Source organism: Reyranella sp., assembly GCF_050185545.1.
In the GTDB taxonomy this organism is placed as follows: Bacteria; Pseudomonadota; Alphaproteobacteria; order Reyranellales; family Reyranellaceae; genus Reyranella.
In genome coordinates, this window is the sequence record NZ_JBFWZI010000010.1 from 6,810 (window position 1) to 28,817 (window position 22,008).

17 protein-coding genes are annotated in these 22,008 nt (G+C 67.3%); 9 read left to right on the plus strand and 8 right to left on the minus strand.

Annotated elements, in window-relative coordinates; genetic code table 11:
* Both AB7O82_RS04480 and AB7O82_RS04485 read right to left on the minus strand, forming a co-directional pair.
* A partial coding sequence (locus AB7O82_RS04480; RefSeq protein WP_428618724.1) for a nidogen-like domain-containing protein occupies positions 1-2,677 on the minus strand: 2,677 nt, incomplete at its 3' end.
* A gap of 400 nt (positions 2,678-3,077) precedes the next feature.
* The gene (locus AB7O82_RS04485) at positions 3,078-4,697 is read right to left on the minus strand and encodes a serine hydrolase (RefSeq protein ID WP_428544180.1); all 1,620 of its coding nucleotides are present in this window, start codon (positions 4,695-4,697) and stop codon (positions 3,078-3,080) included.
* A gap of 830 nt (positions 4,698-5,527) precedes the next feature.
* Here AB7O82_RS04485 and AB7O82_RS04490 point away from each other — a divergent pair.
* From AB7O82_RS04490 to AB7O82_RS04500, 3 genes are all read left to right on the plus strand, one after another.
* Positions 5,528-6,316: a hypothetical protein gene (locus AB7O82_RS04490; protein WP_428544177.1), complete on the plus strand. Its 789-nt coding sequence runs from the start codon at positions 5,528-5,530 to the stop codon at positions 6,314-6,316.
* Positions 6,317-6,421: 105 nt separating this feature from the next.
* Positions 6,422-7,225 (plus strand): IclR family transcriptional regulator domain-containing protein, encoded by an 804-nt coding sequence (locus AB7O82_RS04495; RefSeq protein WP_428544174.1) that lies wholly within the window; start codon positions 6,422-6,424, stop codon positions 7,223-7,225.
* A gap of 378 nt (positions 7,226-7,603) precedes the next feature.
* Positions 7,604-8,944 carry a Rieske 2Fe-2S domain-containing protein gene (locus AB7O82_RS04500; protein WP_428544171.1) on the plus strand — a complete coding sequence of 447 codons (1,341 nt, stop codon included), beginning with the start codon at positions 7,604-7,606 and terminating at the stop codon, positions 8,942-8,944.
* 515 nt (positions 8,945-9,459) lie between these two features.
* Here the strand turns inward: AB7O82_RS04500 and pobA are convergent.
* The 3 genes from pobA to AB7O82_RS04515 form a co-directional block, all read right to left on the minus strand.
* Complete coding sequence (pobA, locus tag AB7O82_RS04505) at positions 9,460-10,641, minus strand: 4-hydroxybenzoate 3-monooxygenase (protein WP_428544168.1); 1,182 nt, start codon at positions 10,639-10,641, stop codon at positions 9,460-9,462.
* 204 nt (positions 10,642-10,845) lie between these two features.
* Entirely contained in the window at positions 10,846-11,688 is an 843-nt protein-coding gene (locus AB7O82_RS04510; RefSeq protein WP_428544165.1) for an alpha/beta fold hydrolase, read from the minus strand.
* Between the two features lie 27 nt (positions 11,689-11,715).
* Positions 11,716-12,129, minus strand: a complete 414-nt coding sequence (locus AB7O82_RS04515; protein WP_428544162.1) for a hypothetical protein — start codon at positions 12,127-12,129, stop codon at positions 11,716-11,718.
* 214 nt (positions 12,130-12,343) lie between these two features.
* Between AB7O82_RS04515 and AB7O82_RS04520 the strand changes: the two genes are divergently transcribed.
* Together AB7O82_RS04520 and AB7O82_RS04525 are read left to right on the plus strand one after the other, a co-directional pair.
* Positions 12,344-12,487: a hypothetical protein gene (locus tag AB7O82_RS04520; protein ID WP_428544159.1), complete on the plus strand. Its 144-nt coding sequence runs from the start codon at positions 12,344-12,346 to the stop codon at positions 12,485-12,487.
* 208 nt (positions 12,488-12,695) lie between these two features.
* Entirely contained in the window at positions 12,696-14,507 is a 1,812-nt protein-coding gene (locus AB7O82_RS04525) for a flavin-containing monooxygenase (RefSeq protein ID WP_428544186.1), read from the plus strand.
* On the opposite strand, the gene AB7O82_RS04530 is transcribed toward AB7O82_RS04525, so the two are convergent.
* The 3 genes from AB7O82_RS04530 to AB7O82_RS04540 all read right to left on the minus strand — a co-directional run bounded on the left by AB7O82_RS04530 (position 14,422) and on the right by AB7O82_RS04540 (position 18,478).
* Complete coding sequence (locus AB7O82_RS04530; RefSeq protein WP_428544156.1) at positions 14,422-15,696, minus strand: MFS transporter; 1,275 nt, start codon at positions 15,694-15,696, stop codon at positions 14,422-14,424. The genes AB7O82_RS04525 and AB7O82_RS04530 overlap by 86 nt on opposite strands.
* A gap of 48 nt (positions 15,697-15,744) precedes the next feature.
* On the minus strand, positions 15,745-17,172 hold the full coding sequence (gene chrA / locus AB7O82_RS04535) for a chromate efflux transporter (RefSeq protein WP_428618726.1): 1,428 nt from the start codon (positions 17,170-17,172) through the stop codon (positions 15,745-15,747).
* A 304-nt stretch (positions 17,173-17,476) separates the two neighbouring features.
* The gene (locus AB7O82_RS04540; protein ID WP_428544150.1) at positions 17,477-18,478 is read right to left on the minus strand and encodes a chromate resistance protein ChrB domain-containing protein; all 1,002 of its coding nucleotides are present in this window, start codon (positions 18,476-18,478) and stop codon (positions 17,477-17,479) included.
* A gap of 112 nt (positions 18,479-18,590) precedes the next feature.
* Here AB7O82_RS04540 and AB7O82_RS04545 point away from each other — a divergent pair, with 112 nt between their 5' ends.
* The 4 genes from AB7O82_RS04545 to AB7O82_RS04560 all read left to right on the plus strand — a co-directional run bounded on the left by AB7O82_RS04545 (position 18,591) and on the right by AB7O82_RS04560 (position 21,955).
* The gene (locus AB7O82_RS04545) at positions 18,591-19,532 is read left to right on the plus strand and encodes a Fe-Mn family superoxide dismutase (protein ID WP_428544147.1); all 942 of its coding nucleotides are present in this window, start codon (positions 18,591-18,593) and stop codon (positions 19,530-19,532) included.
* Positions 19,529-19,984, plus strand: coding sequence for a chromate resistance protein ChrB domain-containing protein (locus tag AB7O82_RS04550; protein ID WP_428544144.1), 456 nt, complete (start codon positions 19,529-19,531; stop codon positions 19,982-19,984). Before AB7O82_RS04545 ends, AB7O82_RS04550 begins: the two co-directional genes overlap by 4 nt.
* Before the next feature lie 6 nt (positions 19,985-19,990).
* Positions 19,991-20,998 (plus strand): ornithine cyclodeaminase family protein, encoded by a 1,008-nt coding sequence (locus AB7O82_RS04555; protein WP_428544141.1) that lies wholly within the window; start codon positions 19,991-19,993, stop codon positions 20,996-20,998.
* Between the two features lie 69 nt (positions 20,999-21,067).
* Positions 21,068-21,955, plus strand: coding sequence for a DUF1259 domain-containing protein (locus tag AB7O82_RS04560; protein WP_428544138.1), 888 nt, complete (start codon positions 21,068-21,070; stop codon positions 21,953-21,955).
* The last annotated feature ends 53 nt before the right edge of the window (positions 21,956-22,008 follow it).

Below are 22,008 nucleotides of genomic sequence, written 5' to 3' on the forward strand. Positions count from 1 at the left end.
CCGGCGACGACAGCGACACCACGAAGGTCTCGTCCGCCTCGACCCCGGTATCGCCCTGCACGTTCACCGTGACCGTTTTGGCCGACTCGCCCGGCGCGAACGTCACCGTGCCCGACGGCAGCACGCCACCGACGAAGTCCACCGCGTTCGCCGGCGCCCCGCCGGTGCTGCTCACGGCCCACTTCACGCTGTGCGAGCCCGACAAATCGCCTTCGCGCGTCACCGTGAAGGTGAACGGCGTCGCCCCAACGTGGCCCTCCTTCAGCGTCGAGGCCGCCGCCTCGATGCAGATTTCGACTGTCCCGTCATCGTTGCGCACCACCCCGGTCGCAGTGGAAGTGCCGATGCTGACACCTTCGACTTCGAGCGTCTGCGTGGTCGAGACGGTCGTCGTTGCCGCGTCCGTCGCCACAACCCGCGCCGTGATCTGCTCGGACGACGAGGTCGACAGGCCGGTCACCGTCCCGGTGTATTGCAACCCGAGCGGCGTCTGAACCAACTGGTTCGGCTGGATCGTCTGCACCACCACGCCGTTCACAAGCAGCTCGACCCGCGCGATCTCGGCAAGCTTCACCCCACTGCCCAGCAGCCCCGACGACAGCTGGCTCGGATCCAGCACGATCGTCGCCGTGTTGTTCGCAAGCCCGTCGTCCACCAGGTCCAGCGCCGGTGCCGATGCCTGGGAACCCACGCCGAATGCCCGGATATCGGTCTGGACCGCCAGCAGCCGGCTCACCTCGTCGCCGTAGTTCTGCGATGTCGGGAACCCGTCCGACAGGAAGAACAGTACGTCGTTGCCCGCCGGCGCTCCGGCGAAGAACGTCTCGGCCTGCTGAAGGCCTGCCTCGTAATTGGTCCCGCCGCCCGTCTTCAGGCTGCGCAGCGCCTCGACCACGTCGAGCACGCCGTTCTTGTTGGCGTCGGCCCCCGCGGTGGTCACGGTGTTGGTCGCCGCCGCGCTCTCGAACGAGATCACCGCGATGCTGGCGCTGCCCAGCCCAAGTGCGTTGATCGACGCCAGCAGCGATTCGAAGCCGGCGATCTCGGCATCCAGGATGGTGTTGGCGAAGCCGTCGCCATTGAGATCGGCAATCGACTGTGCGCCGACGAAGGTGTCGCCCGTGCTGCCCGAGCGGTCGATCACGAAGGCGATGTTGTACTGCCCCGTCCCGCTGCCGCCCGACCGGCTCACCAGCCCGCTCACCGCCTCGCTCGTGCCCGACGAGGCATCCGGCGCCGTCAGGCTGATCCCCAACGTCTGGCCGGTCGACGGGATCGTGCCGATGTTCGACGTCGTCTGATCGCCGGTCGATTGCGCGGGCGCCGAGATGGTCACCGTGAAGGTCTCGTCGGCCTCCACGACCAGGTCGCCCTGGATGTTCACCGTCAGCGCCTTGGACGTCTCGCCGGGCGCAAAGGTGACGGAGCCGGAGGGCAAGGCGCCGCCGACAAAGTCGGTCCCGTTGGTCGGCGCCGCGCCGCTGCCTGTCACCACCCAGTTCACCGAGTGAGTGCCCGACGTGTCGCCCGTGCGCGTCAGCGTGAAGGTGAAGGGCGTCGGGCCAACGTTGCCCTCCGCCCGATCGGCGCTCGCCGCGGCGATGCTGACCTGCGCGGCGACCGGTACGTCGTCATTGCGAATCGTGCCGCTTGCCGTGTCAGTGCCCAGCGTCGCGCCGCCGGTCGGCGCCGACAGGGATACCGTGAAAGTTTCGTCGGCTTCCACCGCGGTGTCGCCCTGCACGTTCACCGTGATGACCTTGGAAGTCTCGCCGATGGCAAACGAAACCGTCCCGGCCGGCAGCACGCCGCCAGCGAAGTCGGCGGCGCTGGCCGCGTTGGCGCCCGAGCCGGCAACCACGTAGGCAACGCTGCGCGCCGTCGAAGTGTCGCCTGCCAGGGTCACCGTGAAGGTGAACGACGTGCTGCCGCCGTTGCCTTCAGCCTTGTCGGCGCTCGCCGCGGAAACCGAGAACAGGGCAACGACCGGGATGCCGTTGCGAACGCTGAAGGTGAACAGGCCGGGCGTCGCCACGTTGCTGGCGCTCGGCAGCCCGAGCATGCCGGCCTGGTTGCCGCTCTGCGGCAGCTGGAAGAAGTTTACCCCATCGCCGGCCGAGTACCCGGCGACGGCAACGTCGCCGCCCAGGCCTCCGGAACCGCCCGAGGCGTCGCCGGTCGTCCAGTTGATCGCCTCGTAGCGGAACTGGATGTCGAAGTCCCCGGTCGTGCCCACCGCGATGATGCGGAGCTGGAAGGCGTTCAGCTTGTCCGAATGCTGGTTGTAGTAGGCGACGTCGTCCCATGTCGCCGTGAAGACGCGGTTGACGGTATCGAGGTCGTACCAGACGAGATTGGAGCCGGTGGATGTCCCGCCCGACGTCGCCGTGACCGTCCCGCCGCGCGTATCGACGTCGCCCCAGAAGGGGGCGAGGATGGGAATGGTGGTCGCCGCCGTGATCGCCGTCGGGCTGAACGCCCCGAGCTCACTCCCGAAGGTCACACTGCCGTTGTAGTTGAGAAACAGGCTTGTGTACGTCTGACCGAAGAAATCGATGCCACCCGGTACGACCGACGTGAAGTCAATCTCGAGCGACGGAGAATCGTCTGCACGCGGCAGCGCATTCTCGCCGAATCCCGAAGTTCCACCCAAGCCATTGATGAGCGACGTAGCCATCCCACACTCCCTTAAGGCTTGCATTATTTTTCATGATGGCCCGGTGCTGGACATGATCCAGGTCAAAGGCGGACGCAGCCGATCCCAAGATATTGAAACAGCCTGTCGGCGCGGCCCGGCGCGCAGCCAAGGCGCTTCGCTCATGTCGTCACCGTTTCTCCCGGACGGCCCCCGCCGTCGCGGCTCAACGCGTGAATTGCTTATTCAAGCTGTAAACGTGCCGTCCCACCTGAATTTGGGAACCGCTTCCTTGGCCAAGCCAACGCACGCACCGGAAATTGATGTGCGGGCCTCTCAAGGCAATGAAAATTGTTCGTGGCATGCGACGTCGGCGGCGATGCCGAGAGGCGCTTGCCGGAAGGCAGCAAATTCGCCATGCGACTATCTCAGGAGAGAATGCTCAGTCCTCGTAGACGTTGGTTGCGCGCGCCACGAGTGTCGCCAGCGCGCTCTCCATTGCCAGGACCGTGGCCTTGTCGGTGATGCCGGCATCGGCCGCCAGGCGCCCCAGGGCGTGATAGTTCACCCACACGCGGCCGCGTTCGTCCTCCCACACCGACAGGCGCAGCGGCAGGTCGAGCGCGATGGCTTGGTTGTCCTGCATCAGCCGGGTGCCGACCTTGGGATTGCCGAACACGAGGACCCTGGTCGGCCGGAGTTGCATCCCCGCCCGGCGGGCGTTCTCGGCATGATCGAACTGCGCGAACACCGGCACGCCGAGTGCGGCGAGCCGCGTCTCCAGTCGGGCCACCGTCTCGTCGACGGAGAACTTGCTCTCCAGAGTGACGATGTCGTCGGACGTGGCGCCGGCGCCCAATCCCGGCTTGTAGGACTCGGCGATCTCACGGGCGAGGACGGTGAGATCCAGACCTTCACGGTTGGCCAGCAGGGTCACGCAGACGAGGTCGGCCGGCGCGGTGAAGCGGCTCAAGTAGGCACTGAAGCCGGGCGCCGACCCCTTGATCTCCATGAAGCCGGGATGACGCGTGAACTCCCATCCCGACATTGCCGCTACGATCGTGCCATTGGCGAGCTTCGTCGGTTGGTAGATCAGCGCCCTGTTTTCCTCCTTCTTGACCAGGATGCCGCCTGCCAGGGCAATGTCCCAGGCGCTGATGTCCTCGGCAGTCGACCAAAGGCCGCCGAAGGCGAAGAGATTGGCCGATGCCCTGGCCTCGACCGCGGCCAGCGCGCCCCCCGCCAGTCTGTAGCCGGTGGCGGGCTCGATCGGATTGAGGAAGGGAACCTCGGCCTTGAAACGCGAATGCTGCTTGCCGGCACCGCCGCCTGCTGGCCGGTCGGCGAACGACCTGGCGGCGAAGTCCTCGACGAACATGGTGCCGCGCAGGCCGAGGGGCTCGATCTGGTGGCGCGTGACGTAGTCGCGATAGGACATGCCGCTGGCGCGCTCGATGATCAGCCCGAGCAGGATGAAGTCGGTCGCGCTCATGCGCGCCTGGGTACCCGGCTTGAATCTGAGTGGCGCCCCCGCGACCAGCGCGACCAGTTCGGCCGGCCGGTAGGCGCGGGTCGCGTCGTAGCCCGGGCTGGCGCGGAAATCGGCGATGCCGGAGGCATGCTGCAGGAGCTCGAGGATCGTCGTCCTGGCCCACGCCGCCGGCACGTCTGGCAGGTGCTTGTCGATGGCATCGCCAATGTCGAGCTTGCCCGCCTCGCGCAACTGGAAGACGGCGACGGCGGTGAAGGCCTGGGTGATCGGGCCGATGCTCCACATCGTCCGTGTCGAGGCGAGCTCGTCGTGCGACAGGCTGGCGCGGCCGTAGCCGGCCGAGCGCGGAATGTACGGCGCCTGGACGATCGCCATCGACATGCCGGGAACATCGTGACGTTCCATGAACTCGGCGATGCGCTGGTCGATGAACTTGCCGCGCACCGAAAGCACGGGCTTGCCGCGACCGTACTCGGTCACCTGGGCGAAGCCCGGACCGGCTGCCAGAGCAAGTGGGGCGACAACGGCAATCAGCAATGCCGTAGTGGACCGAGCGCGCTTGAAGATCATGCAGGACTCCCTTGATGCGAGAGTTGTGATTTAGACGCGCGAAAAAAGGAAGGACTTCGCTGCTTGGGCATGGACGCATTCCCATCCCTTCCTATGAAGATCGGGGCGGGTACCGCCCCGATCTTCTCAGCATCGGGGTGCGCGCCGGGGCGTGCCGGGGGTCCGTCATCGCCCTGGTCATCAGCCAGGTGCCGCGGACATTGACCGCCATGACCTTGTCCCAGATCTCGACGTCGATCTCTCGAAGGCCTTGCCGCCGACCAGCTCGCCCACCAGCGCGCCGATCACCGCAAGCGTCGAGGCGATGCGGAGGCCGGCGAACAGGGGCGCCACGGCGGCGGGAACTCGATCTTCCAGAAGATCTGCAGGCGGCTCGCGGTGAAGGACCTGGCGAGCCGCACGATGTCGGGATCGAGCGCACGCACCGACCCCAGACATTGATCATCACCGGGAAGAACACGGTCAGCACGCAGACCAGGATCATCGGGTAGACCGTGTAGCCGAACCAGCCGGCGTGCTCCTGGGTCGGGAATGCGCGCACGCACTTCTTGCCTGCCGCTCCCGATCACTGGTCGGGCCGGCCACCCTCGGCTAGGATGAGCTTCCAGGCTTCTTTCGGGAGTTGAGCGATGGCCAGAGACGGTCTCGATCTGGAACGACCCGAGTTCGACCGACCCGATCCCTCCGCGCCGAAACCGCCGGCTCGCATCCTCAATCGCCTGAAGACCCCGGTCTGGCAGACACGCGAAACAGGCCAGCCGATGCTGGTTGATCCTGCCCTGCTCAAGACCAACTACCTGATCGACTTTCGCGCCAGCGTCCCGACGGACATGCACACGTTTGCCTTCGAGGTGCGCGCCGGAGGTGTCGTCCCCTTCATTGCCGGCGCCCTGCCCGCCTCGGGCAAGCCGAAGGCCTGGATCCTCTATTTTCGCCATACCGCGCAGAAGAAAGACTTCACCAACAATCTGCTCGAGATGGGCGGTGGCGACTATCTGATCGGACGCATGCAGGCGTGCCACCAGATCACGGCATCGGGAAAATCGGTTGGCGTCATCATCCCCGTCGGGCTTGGTGACATAAGAGGCTTTGCCCAGGACCAGGCGCTGATTGCGCAATGCATTCGCGAGATCGAGAATTCCCTTCTGGGAGGCGTGGCGAACCTGCCGCTGCTCGGAGCCTGCAACAGCGACAGCATCTTCCTGCTGGACGGGTTTCTGAAGAAATGCCCGCTGCTGCGCGCCCGCATCAAGGCCGTCTACGATTTCGACGGCTCGCACCGCATCGGCTCCGAGGGCATCACTCTCAGTGTCAAAGGCGCGCAGACGTTCCGGTACATGGGGCGGACCTCACCTCAAAACAACAGAGGACCGGAAACGGATCAGCAGTTCCTCGCCCGGACCATGGGGGGAAATCCGTCCGTGGTTCCGCTTGCGCTGTCACGCTGGCGGCTGCACCGGGATTTCAAGATCGTTCGGCCGACGGACGCCCCGCCCATCGTACGCAAGAAAGGCGAGACGGGACTCGAGGCGCAGGGCACGAACGACTTCAACTGGCTGCATCATCGAATCCCGTGCTGCATGCTGCATCATGGGCTCATGAGCACGACAACGATTTAGGCACCAGCGCGGCCATCCAGCTTTTCGCGGATCACCTGCCCGCCGCTATCGTCCTCTTGCCTTCAACCTTGCATCGACTTGGCAGGCGCGATAAGCCACGCGCAAATGCCTCGATTGAATGCGAAGGATGCTGCCAGGCGACGCGCCACCGGGCAGGCTTCCTATTACGTCGAGGCGGTGGCCCGCGGCCTGGCGATCATTCGCGCTTTCGGCCGCGACCGCTCGTCGATGACCTTGAGCGACATGGCGCGCGCGGCCAACCTGCCCAAGCCCACGGTGCGGCGCGTGCTGCTCACGCTGGTCGACCTCGGCTACGCCGAAACCGACGGCCGGCTGTTCCAGCTCACGCCGGCAGTGCTCAATCTCGCTGCCGCCTATCTCGGTACCGACCTGGTGGCCACCGTGCTGCAGCCGGTCTGCCAGCGCGTCAGCAAGGCCACCGGCGAGGCCTGCTTCGTCGGCGTGCTGGACGGGCAAGAGATGGTAATGATCGCCCATGCTTCGACGCGCTTCCCGTTTGGCCTCGCCACGTCGGCAGGCATGCGCATGCCCGCGTTCCTTACGGCCGCCGGACGCGTTCTGCTCGGTCTACTGCCCGACGACGAGCTCGACCGGCGCCTCAAGGCGGCGAAGCTCGAAGCCAAGACCAAGTTCGCCATCACCGACAAGGCGAGGCTCCGGTCGATCATCCTGAAGGGCCGCGCCGACGGTTACTGCATTACCCAGCGCGAGGTCGCGATGGGCTTCTGCGCCGTCGCCGTGCCGCTGCGTCGCATCGACGGCACGGCTGTCGGCGCCATCAGCATCCCGGCGCTTGCCGAACGTGTTGCTGCCAATCCGGATCTTCTCGACACCTATCTCAAGACCCTGCGCGAGCAGGTCGATACGCTGAGCCAGCAGCTGCTCTAGCCTCTGACCGCCGAGCAACCCAACCGCCTCATGCTGAGGAGCGCGCGTCTCGAAGGATGGGCAACGTGCACCGCGTCTGATCTCCATCCTTCGAGACGTCGCGCTGGGTTCGGCTCCTCAGGATGAGGTTGGTTCGACAGCAGAGGTTGGAAGTGTTCGACGCGCCTGACGGACGCCGCTACCGAGAGCTCACGGGCATTTCGTACGCTCTGCGAATCGGTCGCGGGTCCGAGTCGCCATTCCCGACTCACAGCGGCGTCCGCTCGTCATTTCGGCAACGCACTCGTGCGCGCATGATGCCTTCACCTTCGCTGCCTCGGATTCTATAATCGTACTAACGTACGAACAACGTACATATCGACCAGGAGGGATCAGCGCATGCTCACGATGGACAGCAACGACATCCTCACGCGAGTTGGTTCGGGAACGCCGATGGGCGAGCTGATGCGGGAGTACTGGATTCCAGCCTGCCTGCCGCAGGAGCTGGCGCCCGACGCCACGCCGATGCGCATTAAGCTCCTGGGCGAGAAGCTGATCGCCTTCCGCGACAGCGCGGGCCGCATCGGCATCATGGATCACCGCTGCCCGCATCGCTGCGCCTCGATGTTCTTCGGTCGCAACGAGGAAGGCGGCATCCGCTGCGCCTATCACGGCTGGAAGTTCGACGTCGACGGCAACTGCCTCGACCAGCCGAACCTGCCCGAGGACGCGCGCTTTCCGGACCGAGTCAAGGCCAAGGCCTACAAGGTGGCCGAGCTGGGCGGCATCGTCTGGGTCTACATGGGCAAGCGCAAGGTGGCGCCGCCGCTGCCGGCGCTCGAGTGTTTGAGCCTGCCCGCCGACGAACGCATGGTCCTGTGCCATCAGCGCGATTGCAACTGGCTGCAGTCGCTCGAAGGCGACATCGACACCTCGCATTTCGGATTCCTGCATGTCGGCTCGGTGAAGACCGAGGACGTCGATCCCGACACCATGCATCGCTGGGGCCTGATCAACCGCACGCCGCGCTACCACGTCAAGGAGACCGACTGGGGCACGATGTACACGGCCTACCGGCCAGCCGATCCGGGCAACTACTTCTATCGCTTCGCCCACTTCATGTTCCCATTCTTCGCGCTGGTGCCGGACGGCACCTTCAGCAACATGATCCAGGCGACGCTGTCGGTGCCGCTCGATGACAGCCACACCATGACCTACAACCTCGCCTGGACGAAGCGCGAGCAGGCGCTGCGCACCCTGAAGGACGGCTCGCCGATCCCGGGCGCCTCGCTGGCACGCGACTTCCTGCCGACCACCACCGACTGGCTCGGCCGCTGGCGCCTCAAGGCCAATCGCGGCAACGACTACCTGATCGACCGCGAGGAGCAGAGTGCGGGCCGGTCGTACTCGGGCATCAAGGGCATCGGCCAGCAGGACCAGGCGATGGTCGAAAGCATGGAAGGCCCCGAGGAAGGCATCGTCGATCGAAGCTTCGAGCATCTCGCCGTCAGCGACCGCATGATCGCCATCACCCGCCGGCGCCTCATCGCCGCCGCCCAGGCGCATCAGAAGGATGGCTCGCTGCCAGCCACGGTCGATCGTCCGGAGCTCGCGCGCGGCGCCCGCGGCGGCTCGTTCATCGCCTCCGACAAGGTCGATTGGCTCGACGCCTACTACGCCGAGCTCACCAGGGCGCAGAGCCCGATGGATTTCCTGCAGCGGGCCCAGGCTGCCGAATAGGGACGACCGGCGACACAGGGGGTGATGCTCCTGCGGACCGAGGGAATCCCGCCCGCTCAAGCTCATGAGCGGGCGGGACGCCCGCGGTCCGCAAGAGCATGACGACTACGCACCGCAGGGCAGGCGCCATCGCTGCTGGCGAGCCCGCTGTCCGGCTCCTCCAGCCCGGCGACGCAGCCTCAGGCTGGGCTCGACCGCGCTGCGCAGCGTCGTCCATCCTTCGCTCGCCGCCCAACCCGGCGACCGCGCCTGGATCGTCCTTCAGCCCGAGCGCTGCATTCTGTTCGCGGCGGAGTAGCCCCTCCTTAGTCTTGCCTCCCCGTAATCGGGGGAGGTGGCCCGAAGGGCCGGAGGGGGAGAGCCCCAGTCGAGGCCTCTCCGATTCCGACGTCGGACTCAGAATCATCTCGACCGGGGCCTTCCCCCTTCGCCCCGTATGACGGGGCACCTCCCCCGTAAGACAGGGGAGGCATATGAAAAGAGCGCCATCGGAGTGGCGCGCTCCCAACGAAGACTCAAAACGGCAACCCTACGTAGTTCTCCGCTAGCGCGGTCTGGGCCGCTCGCGAGCCGGCGAGATAATCGAGCTCGGCGCGCTGCATTTGCGCCTCGAAGCTCGTCTCATCATACAGCTTGTGCAGCAGCATGGTCATCCACCACGAGAAGCGCTCGGCCTTCCATACGCGCGCCAACGCGGTGTCGCTGTAGGCGCCCAGCAGGTCGTCGTTGCCCGTCCGGTAGTGGGCGATCAGCGCGCGGCAGAGATAGTGGACATCCGACGCCGCGAGGTTCAGCCCCTTGGCGCCGGTCGGCGGCACGATATGGGCGGCGTCACCAGCCAGGAACAGCCGGCCGTGCTGCATCGGCGTCGACACGAAGCTGCGCAGTGGCGCCACGCTCTTCTCGATCGACGGCCCGCGCGTGATGCGCGGCGGCGGGTTCGACGCGAGCCTGAGCTCGAGCTCGTCCCAGATGCGCGCGTCGGGCCAGTCCTCGATCCTCTCGTCGAGGGCGCATTGGATGTAGTAGCGGCTGCGCGTCGGCGAGCGCATCGAGGCGAGCGAAAAGCCGCGCGCGTGGCTGGCATAGATCAGCTCGTCCGAGCAGGGCGGCACGTCGGCCAGGATGCCGATCCAGCCGAACGGATAGGTCCGCTCGAAGCTCCGGGATTTCGCCGCCGGCAGCGACGGCCGGCTCGCGCCATGGAAGCCGTCGCAACCGGCAATGAAGTCGCAGGCGAGCGTGTGCTCGACACCCGCCAGCCGATAGCTCAATCCAGGTCGCCCGGAGTCGATATCGTGCAGGGCGACGTCGGCCGCCTCCCAGACGATCGGGCCGTCGCCGGCCAGTCGCGCCGCGATCAAGTCCTTGGTCATCTCGGTCTGGCCGTAGACGGTGACGGTCTTGCCGACGAGCTCGCAGAAATCGACGCGAAAGCGCCGGCCGGCGACGGTGATCTCGACTCCGTCGTGCACCAGGCCGTCGCGATGCAGGCGGCCCGCGACACCGGCCTCCTCCATCAGCGACACGGTGCCCTGCTCCAGCACGCCGGCCCGGATGCGCGCCTCGACATAGGCCCGCGAGCGCGCCTCGAGGATCACGCTCTCGATGCCGTGCACCTTGAGCAGCCGCGCCAGCAGCAGTCCCGCTGGCCCCGCGCCTATGATGCCGACCTGTGTCCGTTGCTGTGTCGCCACGTCGTGCTCCGCTTCCCAGTCGCGATCCTAGGCGTAATTTGTTTGTACCCCAAACAAAACTTGCGTCACGCGCCGGGAGCGCGCCACTCCGTGGCGCTCATGCGGTCCACGGGCGAACACCTCCGGTCCGGACGAAGAGCATAAGCGCCGCGCTCCCAGCCATGAGCCGCCTCCGGCAACATCACCATTCTTGCAGCAAACGACTCAACCCGCCGGCCTCAGCCCCGACAGGAACCGGTCGACGACGGCGGCGAACTGCTCCGGCATGTGGTCGGGCAGCGGGACCATCCCGTTCTCGATCTCGACCAGGGTGCTGCCGGGGATGTCGCGGGCGACGCGGGCGGCATGCGGATAGGCGTGCGGGTCGGCGGTGGGTGCGATCACCAGGGTCGGGCAGCGGACCACGGCGAGGCGCGGTTCCATGACGTAGCGGCCGACCACGCGATGGCCCTCGGCGGCGCGCGGGCCGGCGCGCAGCGCGTCGATCACGAAGCGCTCCAGCAGATCACCGCGACCCTCGGGATAGAAGGCCCGGCGCATCGCCCACAGCTCCATGAGGTGGCGACCATCGGCCGACGCGGTCACGTCGTCGACCACCTTTTTTCCGGCCGCCCCTGCACGACGCGCCGCGTCGACATAGGGCGAGGCCGACAGCACCAGGGCCGCGACCCGTTCCGGCTGCGCCGCGGCCATCTCGACGGCGATCGCCGCGCCGGTGTGATGGCCGACCACGATCGCCGTATCGTGCCCCAGCGCTGCCAGCAGCTGGTGGGCGGCATCGGCCCACGCCTCGATCGAATCCTGTCCAGCCGGCAGCGGCGTCGAGTCGCCGAAGCCAACAGTATCCATGGCGATCGCACGCCAGCGCCTGCCGAGCAGCGGCAGCACGTCGCGGAATTCGTCCCACGAGCGCGGCGTCTGGTGCAGCAGCAGGACCGGATGGCCGCTGCCGCAGGCCGCGACATGGACGACGCCGCTGCGGATGGGCACGAACGATCGCTCGATCACCGTGTCGTCACCTTCATCGTTATCTGGCCGCGTCGACACCGCGGAATGCCGTCTCCTCGCCGCACCCTACAGCGGCTGGCCGCCGGCGTCCCTGATGATCACGCGCACCTGCTCGGCGGTCTCGAACAGACGCTGCGTGTGGCCGCCGAGCTCGATGGTCGATCGCGCGCCGCCGACCATGTCCCTGGGCGGGAGCGCGACCGGGCCGATCACCCGCAGCGCGTCGAACCAGATCTTCGTCCCATCGGGCGCGGTGGCCACGGTCAGCGACGGCAACGCAGGCTTGACCAGCGCGATGACCTGGTCGAGCGCCTCGCGCACCAGGGACACCCCTTGCCCGTCGAGGCGAGCCCAGTCGATGCGGGTTTGCGCGCCGCGGTTCCCGGCCGCGCTCTCGTCCGCCAGGGTGCGCCGGATGCGCACGATCAGCGCCGCATCGATTGCGATTTCCTGGCCATCCAGGGCCGTCAACCTGATCATCGCTGTCCCAAGGTCCCACTCCCCACGGCCAGTTTATGGATGGACAGGAGCGGATGCAACCTCCGATAGATGCGCTTCGAGAAACGCTAACGCAATAGTGTCGCGTTCCGCCGCGCGGGCGTTTCGCAGGCGACAAGAAACCCCGTGGACAGACGCGCAGGGCGTTGGAAGGCTGTGCGACTGAAGACAGAGAAGTAGTATCGAGGAGAAGGTCATGACCACGCCGCAGGATCTCCAGGCCTTCGATGTGCTGGTCATCGGCGCCGGCATGTCGGGCCTCTACCAGCTCTATCGGCTGTGCGAGGCCGGCTTTACGGTGCGCGGGCTCGAGGCGGGCACCTATTCGCCTTCCCCGTGATACGGGGGAGGTGCGCCCGCAGGAGGCGGAAGGGTAAGGCCTCAGTAGAGATTGCCGAGATTCCGACGACGGAACTTCATGAACCTCGCGTGAGGCTTTCCCCCTCCGGCCTACGGGCCACCTCCCCGACTACGGGGGAGGTAAATGAATTATGCGTCCGCCCCCATGCGCATGACGGGGGAGGCAATTGAAAGGCATGTCCATGTCAATGCTGGCTGAAACCGAATCCATCGACGCGCTCGCCGAGCGCTGGCTGCTGCGCTTCGAGCAGGCGCTGACGCGCGGTGATGCCGGCCTCCTCGAACCGCTGTTCCATCGCGACAGCCATTGGCGCGACGTGCTGGCGCTCTCCTGGGACATCAAGACCCTGAGCGGCCGCGACGGCTTTCTCGCCTCGCTTGGCGCCGATGCCGGGAAGAGTCGGCCGCACCATTTCGCCCTGAGCCCGGGGCGCACGCGGCCGCGCGTGGTGATGCGCTCCGGCGTCCAGGCGATCGAGGCGATCTTCCGGTTCGAGACCGCGTCCGGCCGCGGCAGCGGCGTGCTGCGCCTCACCCCGGCCGACGGCGGTGCCGAGCCCAGGGCGTGGACCCTGCTGACGGCGCTCGACGAGCTCAAGGGATACGAGGAGCAGTCCGGGCGGGAGCGCATCCCGGGCAAAGCGCATGCGCGCGACTTCCGCGGACCCAACTGGCTCGACCTGCGCAGGAAGGCAGCGCGCTACGAGGACCGCGATCCGGCGGTGATCGTGGTCGGCGGCGGCCAGGCGGGTCTTTCGATCGCCGCCCGCCTGGGCCAGCTCGGGGTCGACACGCTGATCGTCGACCGCGAGCGGCGCATCGGCGACAACTGGCGCAACCGCTACCACGCCCTCACCCTGCACAACCAGGTGCAGGTCAATCACCTGCCCTACATGCCGTTCCCGCCGAGCTGGCCGACCTACATTCCCAAGGACAAGCTCGCCGGCTGGTTCGAAGCCTATGTCGACAGCCTCGAGCTCAACTACTGGACGGAGACCGAGTTCGAGGGCGGCAACTACGACGAGCGGCATGGCCGCTGGACCGTCACGCTCCGCCGCGCCGACGGCACGCGCCGGCAGATGCAGCCGCGCCATGTCGTGCTCGCCACCGGGGTGAGCGGCATCCCGAGCCTGCCCGACATCCCGGGCCTGAAAGACTTCGCCGGCAAGGTCGTCCATTCCAGCCGCTACGAGGACGGCGAGGCGTGGGCGGGCAAGCGCGCCATCATCATCGGCACCGGCAACAGCGGCCATGACATCGCCCAGGACCTCCACTCGGGCGGTGCCAGGGTCACCCTGGTCCAGCGCAGCCCGACCCTGATCGTCAACATCGAGCCCAGCGCCCAGCTGCCCTATGCGCTCTACGACGAGGGTCCATCGCTCGAGGATTGCGATCTCATCACCACCTCGATCCCGACCGTGCTGTCGAAGCAGAGCCATGTCCGGTTTACGCAGCAGGCCAAGGCGATGGACAAGAAGCTGCTCGACCGGCTGCAGCGCGTCGGCTTCAAGCTCGACGACGGCGAGGATGGCACGGGCTGGCAGTTCAAGTACCTGACGCGCGGCGGCGGCTACTACTTCAACGTCGGCTGCTCCGACCTGGTCGCCGAGGGCGCGATCGCGCTCAGGCAGTTCGCCGACATCGAGCGCTTCGTGCCGGAAGGAGCGCGGATGCACGATGGCACCGTGTTGCCCGCCGACCTCGTGGTGCTGGCGACCGGCTACAAGGGCCAGGAGCACCTGGTCGGCAAGCTGTTCGGCGAGGTGATCGCCCGGCGCGTCGGCCCGATCTGGGGTTTCGGCGACGGCCAGGAGCTGCGCAACATGTACACTCGCACGGCGCAGCCGGGCCTGTGGTTCATCGCCGGCAGCTTGGCACAGTGCCGCATCAACTCGAAGTACCTCGCGCTGCAGATCAAGGCGAGCGAGGTGGGATTGCTGGGAGCGCGCTCCGTTCCATCTCCCGCGGCCGCTGCTCCTCGGGCGGGCGCACGTGGCTGAACATCGCCAGCAGCGCCAGGTCGTAGCTGGTCTTCAGCACGCCGGCCAGCAGCACCGGCCAGCCGAAACCTGACAGCAACAGGAGATAACCGGAGATCAGCGGCCCGATGCCCGAGGCGAGGCTGCGCGGCACCGAGGTCAGGCTCGCCGCGGCCGCGCGCTCGCGCGGCGTCACGACGGCCATGACGTAGGAGTTTCGCGTCGGCACGTCCATCTGCGACAGCAGGCTGCGCAGCAGCAGCAGGCCGACCACGACGGTGAGGCTCGGCACGAAGGGAACCGCGATCAGGCAAAGGCTCGACGGCAGGTGCGTGAACACCATGGTGCGCACCAGCCCGATGCGATTGGCGAGCGGCACGGCGGCGAACATCGACGCCGCTGACAGGAGGTTGGTCCAGAAGAACAGGCTCGCCGCCGCCGTCACCGACAGATCGAAGGTCTGGAACAGCCACAGCACCAGGATCGACTGCGCGATCAGGCCACCTGAGAAGGCGTCGACGCTGAACAGCGACGCCATGCGATAGACGATCGCCCGCGACGGGCCGAGCGGCTCGCTGCGCTGCGGTCCGTGCGTCATCCGTGGCTCGTCGAGCCGCCGATAGAAGGCGGCGCTGGCGAGACCGGTCGCGGCATAGAGCACGAACATGCCCTGCATCGCGGGCAGCGGCGCGACGCCCACCTGGCGCCCGGCAAGATCGGGCAACGCCGCCAGCAGCGCTCCTGCCGCCCCCATCAGCGAGCCGGCGAGGCTGTAGCGCACGAACAACGCGGTTCGGTCGCGATCACTCGCCGACTGTGCCAACAGCGACTGCTCGAGCGGCAGGAAGACGCTGACATCGCCGGACGATGGATTGAGCGTGCCGACGAAGGCCACCAGCAACATCGGCCAGAATTCCTGCAGGCCGGCGAAGCCGAGGCCTGTCGTGGCCATCAGGCAAGCGGCAGCGAGCAACGGCCGGCGATGACCGAAGCGGTTGGTGATGAAACCGACGCACAGCGTCAGGCTGGCCGAGCCCAGCAGAGTCGCCGCCGTCATCACGCCGACCTCGAAAGCATCGAAACCGAGGGCTAGCAGGTAGGCGGGCAGAAGGATCGAGACGTAGCCATCGGCCGTGGCGCGCAGGCCGCGGGCGTAAATCACCCGACGGGCGTTGGCATCGGCGGTCTCGGGGAACAGACGCAGGCGCACGCAAGGTCGCTCAGCTGTACGGGATGCGGAGCCGGCGCCGGCCGGACATCACACGAGACCGATGGCGAGATGGTAGGCCATGCCGGCCAGCGCGCTGGCCAGAAGCACCGGGATCATGCCCAGCCTGAAGCGGAAGATGGCGACCGCGGCGGCGGCGGCGAGGATCAGCGACGGCCAATCGACCGACGCCAGGAAGGGCACCAGCACGCTGGCGCCGAGGAACGGCGTGGGCACCAGCTTGGCAAACAGGACGTGGAGCGCGAACCACACGGCGAGGTTCAGGATCACGCCGACGACGGCGGCAGTGATCGCGCCCAGCGCCGCGCCAAGCGCCCTGTTGGCGCGCAGCGCCTCGACGAACGGCGCGCCGAAGAAGATCCAGAGGAAGCACGGCACGAAAGTCACCCAGGTCGTGAGCAGCCCGCCCAGGGTCGCCGCCAGCAGCGGCGGCAGACTGCCGGGCTCGCGCCAGGCGGCGAGGAAACCCACGAATTGCGTCACCATGATCAGGGGGCCGGGCGTCGTCTCGGCCAGGCCGAGCCCGTCCAGCATCTCACTCGGAGTGACCCAGTGATAGTGCTCGACCGCCTGCTGGGCGACGTAGGCCAGCACGGCATAGGCGCCGCCGAAAGTGACGATCGCCATCTTGCTGAAGAACACCGCGATCTGGGAGAACACGTTGCCGCCGCCCAGCCCGACGTAGAGCAGCGCGACCGGCACCAGCCACAAGGCGAGGAACACCGCGGCGATCGACAGGGACCAGCGGAGATTGGGCCGTGCATGCTCCGGCGTTTCCTCGCCCAGCAGCGAGTCGCGGTCGACAACCTGCCGGGCGCCGACCTTGCCATGGCCGCCGCCCGCCAGCAGCGGCCTGTAGCCGGCAACGCCGCCAGCGTAGCCGATCAACCCGGCGCCGAGCACGATGATCGGGAACGGCACGTCGTAGAAGAAGATGGCGATGAACGACAGCGCCGCCAGGGCCACCAACACGTTGTTCCGGAGCGCCCGCTTGCCGACGCGCAGCACCGCCTCGATCACGATCACCAGCACGGCGGCCTTGAGCCCGAAGAACAGGCCCTCGACGATGGTGAGCTTGCCCAGCAGCACGTAGATCCAGGACAGCGCCATGATCGAGAGCAGCCCGGGCAACACGAATAGCGTGCCGGCGAACAGGCCGCCCCTGGTGCGATGCATCAACCAGCCGATGTAGGTCGCAAGCTGCTGGGCCTCGGGACCGGGCAGCAAGGTGCAGTAGTTGAGCGCCTGCAGGAATCGGTTCTCGCCGATCCACTTCTTCTCCTCGACGATGATGCGGTGCATGACGGCGATCTGGCCGGCCGGTCCGCCGAACGACAGCGCGGCGACGCGCGTCCACACCTTCATCGCCTCGCCGAACGGCTCGCCGTGGGCTGTACTCCTCCCCAGCGAAGCTGGGGGGGAGTCCGCGTCTGCGCGGACGGAGAGGTCATGACTCATTGCTGGGAGCGCGCCACTCCGATGGCGCCCTTCTTGTCGATCACACATCCCATGAGCGCCATCGGAGTGGCGAGCTCCCAGCCATGACCCCTCCGCCCGCCGGCGTCATGGCAACAAAATCCGTCATCCCGAGCGGAGCCGCCCGAAGGGCGGCGCAGTCGAGGGACATTTCTTGTCGGTGCTGAAACAAGAAACGCCCCTCCACTCCGCCTCGCTTCGCTCGGCTTCGGTCGGGATGACGGTGTTTCCTGCCATCTGCGAATGGCCTGCCCAATGACGGGGGAGGATGGGAGATGTGTGTTGCTCATACTCCCGCTCCCGGCGCGCTGAAATAGTCGTAGAGGTCGTCGAGCACGGCGCCGCCGCGCGCCAGGCGCTGCTCGTCGTCACGCTGCCCGGCGGCGATGCCTGCCATCAGGGTGCGGATGCCGGCGGTCTCCTCGCGGCCGAACTTGCCGTCCTTGAGATCGATGTCGTGGATGATCTCGGCGATGGCGGCGAGCGCGGGATCGTCGAGGCCGGCGTGCTTCAGCAGCACCTCGAAGGTGCAGCGGTCGCCCTCATGGGTGTACTCGCCGTCGAACATGTCGAAGCGCACCTCGCCGGCGCGCGGTGCGTAGCTGCGTCCGGGCACGAACTTGAAGCGTGCACCGCCGTCGATGAAGCGGCGGATCAGCCAGGCCGAAGCAATGCGATCGACCTGCACATGCTCGCGCGTCACCCAGACCTTGCCGCCGAGCGCCGACGCCGTCGGCGGGCTCTGTGGCGTGCTCATGCTGTCACTCCCTTCCTGCAGTCGGCGTTCGAGATTTGCGATCAGCCGTTCCGCCGTCGCACGCTCGGACGCGCCGAAGAAATCGATGGAAGCCGCCTCGCCGAGCTGCTTGCGCAGCCGGCCCGCGGCGCCCGTGATCTCGGCCAGCAGCCCGGCAGGCGCCGTCCCGTCCGAGGCCTCGCCGTCGAGCCGCGCTTCGAGCGCACGCGCTTCACCGACGAGCTTCGCGTAGTCCTCGTTGCGCTGGGCACGGAACATCTCGCGCAGCTCCTCGTCGGCCAGCCCCTCGACGAGATGCGATTCGCAGACCAGCGCCTCGCCACCCAGCTCGACGATCTCGCGGGCGAGCCAGGCAAAGTCTTCCTGCATCTCCTCGTTGCTCGGCAGGGCATAGACGGCGTTCTTCACCGTTACTGCGCCCAGCGCCTGCAGGCGCCGCCACACCTTGACCCGCGCATAGGCAGGCTTGGCCGGAAGCTGATGGATCAACAGCAGCCAGGGCGCGCGGGTCGGGGTTCCACCATCGTTCATGCTTCACCTGTACCATACAACTTCCGACTTTGCAACATCTGTATCTTTTGACTTGTGCATGTCGAGATACATTTATATCTTTGGAAACAGTCGTATCACGGAGAATGTCCAGATGGCCTTTCAAGCCCGGCCCATCGCCTTCAAGCCGCCGCGCCTCAAAGGGCTGAGTGCCCGGCTGATCGCCAGCCACTACGAGAACAACTACGGCGGCGCCGTCCGTCGCCTGAATGCGATCCGCGGCGAGCTCGCCCAGCTCGATCCGGCGGCCGTGCCCGGCTTCCGGCTGAACGGCCTGAAGCGCGAGGAGCTGATCGCCACCAACTCGATGCTGCTGCACGAGGCCTATTTCGACTCGCTGGGCGAGGCCGGCGGCGGGGATCCCGAAGGCCCTCTGGCCGAAGCGATCACCCGCGACTTCGGATCGCTCGCCCGATGGCGCAGCGAGTTCGTCGCCATGGGCAAGGCGCTGGGCGGCGGCTCGGGCTGGGTACTGCTCACCCGCTCGGCCCCCGACGGTTCGCTGGCCAATGTCTGGGCGGCCGACCACACCCACGCCCTGGCCGGCGGCACGCCGGTGCTGGCGCTCGACATGTACGAGCATTCCTATCATCTCGACTTCGGCGCCAACGCCGGCGGCTATGTCGACGCCTTCATGAGCAACATCGCCTGGAGTCACGTCGCCGCCCGCTTCGCCGGCGTGCCCGTCGCGCCACGGCCGAACATGGTCGACAACGAGACGGCGCGCCGCCTGCTCCAGGACGAGCCGGGCCTCGTCGTCATCGACGCGCGCCTGGCCGACGATGCCGCCGCCGTCCCGGTCCGCCTGCGGAGCGCGCGCCGCGCGCCGCCCGACCGGGTCGAGGCCGTCGCGGCCACGTTGCCGAAGGGCAGCAAGGTGCTGGTTTACTGCGCCTGGGGCTTCGAGATCGGCGGCGAGTGCGCTGCAAGGCTGCGCGAGCACGGCATCGATGCCGTGGCGCTCGCCGGCGGCATCGGCGCGTGGCGCGCCGACGGCCTTCCCACCGAACAGATCAACGAAGGAGAACCGACATGAAGTGGGTAACGAGAGAGCGTCCCAAGATCGACCGCATCGCCTGCCCGTGGCTGATCCAGCGCTTCATCGAGAAGGAGCCGGAATTCCTCTACGTGCCGGCCGACCAGGTGATGGCGACGGCGGAGAAGACCGGAGCCACTCCCTACGACATCCCGGGCGCGAAGTTCGGCCACGTCGGCGAGAAGTGCAGCTTCGACGCCTTCATCGCCGAGTACAGGCTCGATGCGCCCGGGCTCGATCGGCTCGCCGACATCGTGCGCGGCGCCGACACATCGCGGCTCGACCTGACGCCGCAATCGCCAGGCCTGCTCGCCATCTCGCAGGGCCTCGGCCACCTTTTTGCCGACGACCACGAGATGCTGCGCCACGGCATAGTGATGTACGACGCGCTCTACGCCTGGTGCCGCAGCCTGGCCGGCGACACGCGCAGCCGGTCGTCAACGGTGGGGTGAAGTCTCATGACCCTTCGGGTTCACTCAGGGCAGGCCGGCCGCCTGCTCGTCCTGTCGCGCGCCGACATCGCCGGATTGATGGGCTACGCCGACTATGTCGACGCGGTCGAAGCGGCCTTCCGCCTTGCCGCCGACGGCTGCGCCGTCGCGCCGCCTGCGTCGGCACTGCACGTGCCGGACGGATCCTTTCATGCCAAGGGGGCAGCCCTGCTGGGAGACCCGGCCGTGGTCGCCATCAAGCTCAACGGCAACTTCCCGGAGAATCCCGCGCGTTGTGGCCTGCCAACCGTGCAAGGCGTCATCTACCTCGCCGATGCAGCCAACGGGCGTCCGCTTGCGTTGATGGACTCGATCGAGATCACGATCAATCGAACCGGAGCGGCGACGACCTTGGCAGCACGCCATCTTGCCCGACCAGACTCGCGTGTCGCCACGATCTGCGGCGCCGGCGTGCAGGGCCGCATCCAGGCGCACGCCATCGCTGCTGCGCTGCCTCTGCAACACATCCATGTCTGGGACTGCCGGCCCGAGGTGGCAGCGCGGCTCGCGCGTTCGCTCGGCGCCGAACTCGGCCTCGATGTCACCGCAACTGCAACCCTTGAGACGGCCCGCGACAGCGACGTCGTCGTGACCTGCACGTCGGCGCGCGAAGCCTATCTCACCAGGGACCTGGTCGCGCCCGGCACGTTCATCGCCGCGGTCGGTGCTGACAATTCGGACAAGCAGGAGATCGATCCTGCGCTGTACGCGGCGAGTTGCGCGGTCGTCGATTCGCTCGAGCAGGCAGCCGAGATCGGCGACCTGCATCATGCCCTCGCGGTGGGTGCCCTCACGCTCGATCGCGTGCACGCCAGGCTGGGCGAGCTCGTCGCCGGCCGCAAGCCGGGCCGCCGCGGCGACCGGGAGATCACGCTGTTCGACAGCACCGGCATGGGCCTGCAGGACATCGCCGCCGCGGCCGCGGTCTATCGTCGCGCCGTTGCCGCCGGCGTTGGCACGCGCCTGGAGCTGTAAGGGAGAATCTTCGACTCGATGCGTACTGAAGTGGGGAGTTGACCGCCAACCGGCCATCAAGGAGGCACCATGACTCGCCCGGCTCACCGCATCACCATCCTGCTCGCTGTCGGCGCCCTCGCAGCCTCGCCCGCCTCGGCTGCCGATACCGACTGGCCGCAGGTCGCGAGCACACTGGGCCGGCCGCTCCCTGCACCATCGCCCGACGGGATCTATCGCTTCAGCCTGCCGCGCCCCGATCTCGAGGTCGTCGTCGACGGCGTCGCGATCAAGCCGGCCCTGGCGCTGGGCGGCTGGCTCGCCTTCATGCCGATGAGCGGCGGCACCATGATGATGGGCGATCTCGTGCTCGCCCAGGACGAAATCGGCCCAGTCATGAAGCGATTGCTCGACGGCGGCGTGGCGATCAGCGCAATCCACAATCATCTGCTGCGCGCCGAGCCGGCGCCGATCTACATGCATGTCAGCGCGTTCGGCAATCCGCAGCGCCTCGCCTCGACGCTTCACGACGCCCTGAAGCTCAGCCGATTGCCACCGGCCGGCCCGCCGGCCGCCGAGAGGATCGCGCTCGACACCGAGGCCCTCGATGCGATCATCGGCGCCAAGGGAACCGCCAATGACGGCGTCTACCAGTACGCCCTTGCGCGTGCCGAGCCACTGAAGGACGCCGGCATGGTCGTGCCGCCGGCCCTCGGCTCGGCCCACGTCGTCAATTTCCAGCCGACCGGCGACGGTAGGGCCGCCGTCACCGGCGACTTCGTCCTGCTGGCAGACGAGGTGAATCTGGTCCAGCGCGATCTGGTGAGCAAAGGGATCGAGATCACGGCGCTGCACAGCCACATGATCAAGGAAGAGCCGCGCCTCTTCTTCATGCATTTCTGGGCCAATGCCGATGCCGCCACGCTGGCGCGCAGCATCCGCCAGGCGCTCGACCGCACTAAGGTCAAGCGCGACTGAGGCGCGGCACGCCACACGGAGGCACATCATGAGCAGCGCGAACTCACCATCAC